This window comes from Streptomyces thermovulgaris (genome assembly GCF_002155915.1).
Taxonomy (GTDB): domain Bacteria; phylum Actinomycetota; class Actinomycetes; order Streptomycetales; family Streptomycetaceae; genus Streptomyces; species Streptomyces thermovulgaris.
The window spans coordinates 1-4,200 of sequence record NZ_MUME01000061.1; the positions used below are offsets into that span (position 1 = coordinate 1).

Below are 4,200 nucleotides of genomic sequence, written 5' to 3' on the forward strand. Positions count from 1 at the left end.
CAAGGCCGGCCAGTGGCTCAAAACCAGCGCCGGTACCCACGTCCAGATCACCGCGGTCAACCGCTGGACGACACAGCACGCCACCGTCCACAACCTCACCGTCAACAACCTCCACACGTACTATGTGCTGGCGGGCGGGACTCCGGTACTCGTTCACAACAGCAATGGATGCGTGAACTGGGCCGCCAACAGCGTGAAAACGTGGGGTCATACATTCAAGACTCATGGCGCCGGAGCGAAGAATACGAAGGCTCTGACCGATCGCGCTCGCAGCACCGGGAATCAGCAAGGTCAGTGGCTGGATAATGACGCCGCTGCGGAGTTCTTGAAGGGGCTCCATGTCGAAGGAGCCGGGCCCAGGTCGGTGCGCATTCCGGACGGGTTGGGGCAGGTGATTATGCCGGATGGGAGTATCGTCCAAGCGCGGGCGGCTACCATCGTCCCGAGTCCAAATGGGCTGTACAAGACGGGATTCCCGATCATTGGTCCGAACTAGGAGGCTGGAGAGATGAGCTTCTCTGTGTCGTTCAATCCGGCCGTGCCGTCTGGTGCTGTGGCTCCTGCTTCAGTGAATCTGGAGGCGGGTGACGGTTACGAAACCCTGGTCATGGAGGCGTGTAGCGCCCTCTCTGACGCTGGAGGCAGCAGGTTCCACATTGGCGGCTTCGGGAGTGATGAGTGGCCGCTCGATGTCGCGTATGACTTGTCTGCCTTCATGGAGCAGCTCCCGTCGCTTCTGGCGGGTGTGCGCGACCGTCGCGAAGTCGAGGTGGATCTCTACTCGCAGGGTATCGAGAGGACTTTGACCTTCCGTCCAAGCGGGGATCTCGTGATGATTCACTGCGATTCGCGGACCAATTGGGTTCCGAATCCAGAGCGCGAGACCATTGCGCAGAGTGGGCTAGTCGCGATGCTCTCGAAATTGGCCGAAGACTTCGCCGGAGGGTTGAAGGCGATCAATTCCGAACTGTCGGAGGTCGCACCATTCGATCGTTGGCTGGAGGGTGAGGTGTAGCCTCGCTGCCCGATACCGCAACCCTCGCGCTGGATAGCAGCAGCAAAGTTGAAGCCCCGTCAGGTGCGTCCTGGCGGGGCTTCTGCGGTGGGTGACGGCAGTAGTTGACGGCAACGTCAGTGGACGGCGGCTCCGCACAGCGGCGGGTCGTCGCCGTCGTCGCGGGTCGACTCGTCGCTGACAGGACCGTCAAGCGCGGTGCTGAGGGTGTCGATGGCGTCGCGCTGGAGGCGGAGCCGGACGTGGGCGTAGACGGTGGCGGTGACGCCGATGTGGGCGTGGCCGAGGAGTTCCTTGATGACGACGAGTTCGACGCCCTGCTCCAGGAGCAGGGTCGCGGTCGAGTGCCGGAGGTCGTGGAAGCGGATGCGGCGGAGGCCTGCCTTGTGGAGGAGCGTGGTGAAGGCGCGGGTGAGGTTGGTCGGGTCGAGCGGTGTGCCCTGCGCAGTGGTGAACACGTGCCCGCTGTGCCGCCACTCGGCCCCTGCCGCGTCACGGTCGCGCTGCTGCTGCTCTCGGTGGAGCTTCAGCGACTGGAGGCAGCGGGCGGGGAGGGCGATGCGGCGCTCGGAGGCCCGGGTCTTGGTGGGCAACGTGGTGAGTCCGCCCGTGCTGGTGCGCTGCAAGGTGCGGCGGACGGCGGCGGTGCCGGTGTCGAGGTCGAGGTCTTCCCAGCGCAGGCCGAAGAGTTCGCCTTTGCGGAGTCCGGTGTGGAGCGCCAGTTCGAACAGGGCATGGAGCCGGTGTCCGCGCGCGGCTGTGAGGAACTGGCGGGCTTCGTCGGCGGTGAGGGGTTCGAAGCGTCGGGGGCGAGGTGTGCCGGTGCGGACGTTGCGGGCCACGTTGCGCGGGATCTCCTCCTCGCGCACGGCGTGTTCGAGTGCGGACTTGAGCACGGAGTGGATGTAGGCCAGGGTCAGCGGAGAGAGCCGCTTGGAGCAGCATGTTCCGACGGCGCAGCAACGGGGCTCACCACGGCCCGCATCGAGGCCGCGCGTGCAGCACTGGCAGGTGGTGCGGAGCTGGTTGAGCCAGGTGCGGACGTCCTTGGCAGAGAGCTTGGCGAGCTTCTTCTTGCCCAGGCCGGGGACGAGGTACCGGTTCACGCAGGCGGTGTAGCGGGTGTGCGTGTTCTCGCGGAGATGGTGGACGGCGACGTTCTCCAGCCAGTACGTCAGGTACGCGGCCAGACTGCCCTGTGCGGAGGGCACGGGGAGGCCGCGGTTGCTGGTGGCGATCTTCTCGGTGAGCTTGGCCAGGGCTTCCTTGCGCGTCGTGCCATAGACGCGGATGCGGCGTCGGGTGTTGCCAGGGGCGAGGACGTATCCGGCGGCTTCCCAGCGGCTGTCCTGGCGCTGGTAGACGGTGCCGTCGCCGTTGGCGCGGGTGCGGCGGGAGGTGGGGGTGTCGCGGGGTGTGGTCATCAGGCGGCTTCCTGTTCGAGCCGGGTGCGGATGAAGTCGGTGAGGGCGTGGGTGGGGATGCGGCGGGCGCGGCCGAGGGTGATCGAGGCGAGCTGGCGGGTGCGGAGGAGGTCGTAGACGGCGGAGCGGCCGAGCTGGAGGCGGGCCATGACCTGGGGCACGGTCAGCAGCTCTTCCGGCGTGCTCGGCCCCTGGCGGGTCGGGGCGGGTTCCTGCTCGTTCATCCGCAGCCCCCTTCGGCGATGAACCGGCGTTCCAGTTCCCTGTGGTGCCAGACGGCGGCTGCGAGGAGCGCGGCGCCGGGGCTGTAGCCGGTGCCGAGGTAGGCCCAGTGGCCGACGACGAGCGTGGTGTCCGGGTGGGGCTCGGGCAGGCCGGCGTGGGCGCGGGCCTGTTCGGTGCGCCAGGCGCGGCGGGCGGCGCGCAGCGCGCCGAGGGTGGTGGAGTAGGAGCGGGACTTGGTGGAGAAGTGGCCCCGGAAGCCGAGCATGTGTGCCCACTTCCAGAGCTTGAGGTGGGCGAACTCGGGCAGCCTGCCGAGTTCCCAGCAGGTGCGGATCATCTGCCGCACGTGGCGGGTGATGGCGAGGCGGGGCAGGGGCCGGGCCTGTCCGGTGCCGTCGCATGCGGTGCAGGGGAGCGGGGTTCCGTGGGGCAGGAGGGTGGCGCCGCGTCCCTGGCAGGGGCGGCAGAACAGGGAGCGGTCGAGGGTGCCGGAGGCGTCGGCGGACTTGGTGGCGTACTTCGCCACGTACGCGGCGACCGCCTGATCGGTCAGTTCGGCATCGGTGCCGAAAGCGGCGATCTCGCGCACGTCGAGCTGTTCGCCCCAGCCGAGTTCGCGTTGCCCGACTGCATCCGAGGTGACAGTGATGCGGACCCGCGCGGCGGCGGCGCGTACGGCGTCGGCGAGCACGGCGACGGTGGCGTACGGCGGTGGGGGCTGGCTGGTGCCGTCCGGGCCGTCGAGCCGGATGACGGCGTGGAAGTGGACCAGGCCGCGCTGCTGGTACTCGGCGACCTTGGCGAAGGACACCCGCAGGACAGCATGAGCAGCCTTCTGGGTTATGCCGAGCTGGGCGGCGATCTCGCGGCGCAGGTAGGTGGTGAAGCGGGCCCACAAGGCGGAGGCGTGGGCGTTGAACAGGACCGCGCCCGCGTAGTCGTACGTCGCGGGGTTCAGCGGCGTACCGAGCAGGGCGTCCGTGGGTTCGTGGAGCTTCCGGCAGCGGCAGGGCCGGACATCGCCGTTCGGGGTGGTGGTGCGGTTGTGGACGGGGCCGAAGGACGGTGGGGTGAGGGTGACGAAGACCCGGGGGTGGGTGCGGACGGTGTCGGGGACGGTCTTGCCGCCGGAGAGGCCGGCGCGGATGAGGTGGTAGGTGTCGGCGGCGTAGAGGCGGGAGCAGGCCGGGCAGCGGGAGGCGCGGCGGTTGCCGCACGCGGTGAGCAGGCTGCCCGTGGGCTCCTCGGAGGTCGTGTAGGAGCGCAGTACCTCGCCGGTCGTGGTGTCGATGGTGGTTGTGCGGCCGGTCAGGCGTACCGGTTCGGTGCAGCCTCCGAGGCGTTCGATCTGCTGGTGTGCGCGGTCGAAGTCGGGGTGGTTGACCAGGTGGAGCAGGTCCCGCACGGCGGGGCTTGCCACGTGGCGCAGGTCCAGGGTGACCATTCGGGGCGTGTCCCTTCTGTTCGGGTGGGTGGCCCCGAGCAGCAACCAGCCAGTCAGGAAGGCGTGTTGGTACGCTCGGGGCCGCCCACCCG

At 68.6% G+C, this 4,200-nt stretch carries 5 protein-coding genes; 2 read left to right on the plus strand and 3 right to left on the minus strand.

All coding sequences use genetic code 11. The features are described from left to right. The coding region (locus tag CCN35_RS28270; protein WP_158100378.1) for a hypothetical protein at positions 1 to 496 on the plus strand (496 nt) is incomplete at its 5' end. Positions 497 to 508: 12 nt separating this feature from the next. Beyond that, on the plus strand, positions 509 to 1,015 hold the full coding sequence (locus CCN35_RS06605) for a hypothetical protein (RefSeq protein ID WP_143631402.1): 507 nt from the start codon (positions 509 to 511) through the stop codon (positions 1,013 to 1,015). A gap of 116 nt (positions 1,016 to 1,131) precedes the next feature. Here CCN35_RS06605 and CCN35_RS06610 read toward each other — a convergent pair whose 3' ends face one another. The 3 genes from CCN35_RS06610 to CCN35_RS06620 are packed head-to-tail and all read right to left on the minus strand — an operon-like array spanning position 1,132 to position 4,108. Continuing rightward, complete coding sequence (locus CCN35_RS06610; protein ID WP_086791812.1) at positions 1,132 to 2,439, minus strand: tyrosine-type recombinase/integrase; 1,308 nt, start codon at positions 2,437 to 2,439, stop codon at positions 1,132 to 1,134. Continuing rightward, entirely contained in the window at positions 2,439 to 2,663 is a 225-nt protein-coding gene (locus CCN35_RS06615) for a helix-turn-helix domain-containing protein (RefSeq protein WP_067400556.1), read from the minus strand. The genes CCN35_RS06610 and CCN35_RS06615 overlap by 1 nt, the downstream gene beginning before the upstream one ends. Beyond that, positions 2,660 to 4,108: a replication initiator gene (locus tag CCN35_RS06620; protein WP_067400553.1), complete on the minus strand. Its 1,449-nt coding sequence runs from the start codon at positions 4,106 to 4,108 to the stop codon at positions 2,660 to 2,662. Before CCN35_RS06620 ends, CCN35_RS06615 begins: the two co-directional genes overlap by 4 nt. Between the last annotated feature and the right edge of the window lie 92 nt (positions 4,109 to 4,200).

Excerpts from the sequence above, each read along its gene's own strand:
- CCN35_RS06605 (WP_143631402.1), top strand. The coding sequence starts at position 509 with ATGAGCTTCTCTGTGTCGTTCAATCCGGCCGTGCCGTCTGGTGCTGTG.
- CCN35_RS06610 (WP_086791812.1), bottom strand. The coding sequence starts at position 2,439 with ATGACCACACCCCGCGACACCCCCACCTCCCGCCGCACCCGCGCCAAC.
- CCN35_RS06615 (WP_067400556.1), bottom strand. The coding sequence starts at position 2,663 with ATGAACGAGCAGGAACCCGCCCCGACCCGCCAGGGGCCGAGCACGCCG.
- CCN35_RS06620 (WP_067400553.1), bottom strand. The coding sequence starts at position 4,108 with ATGGTCACCCTGGACCTGCGCCACGTGGCAAGCCCCGCCGTGCGGGAC.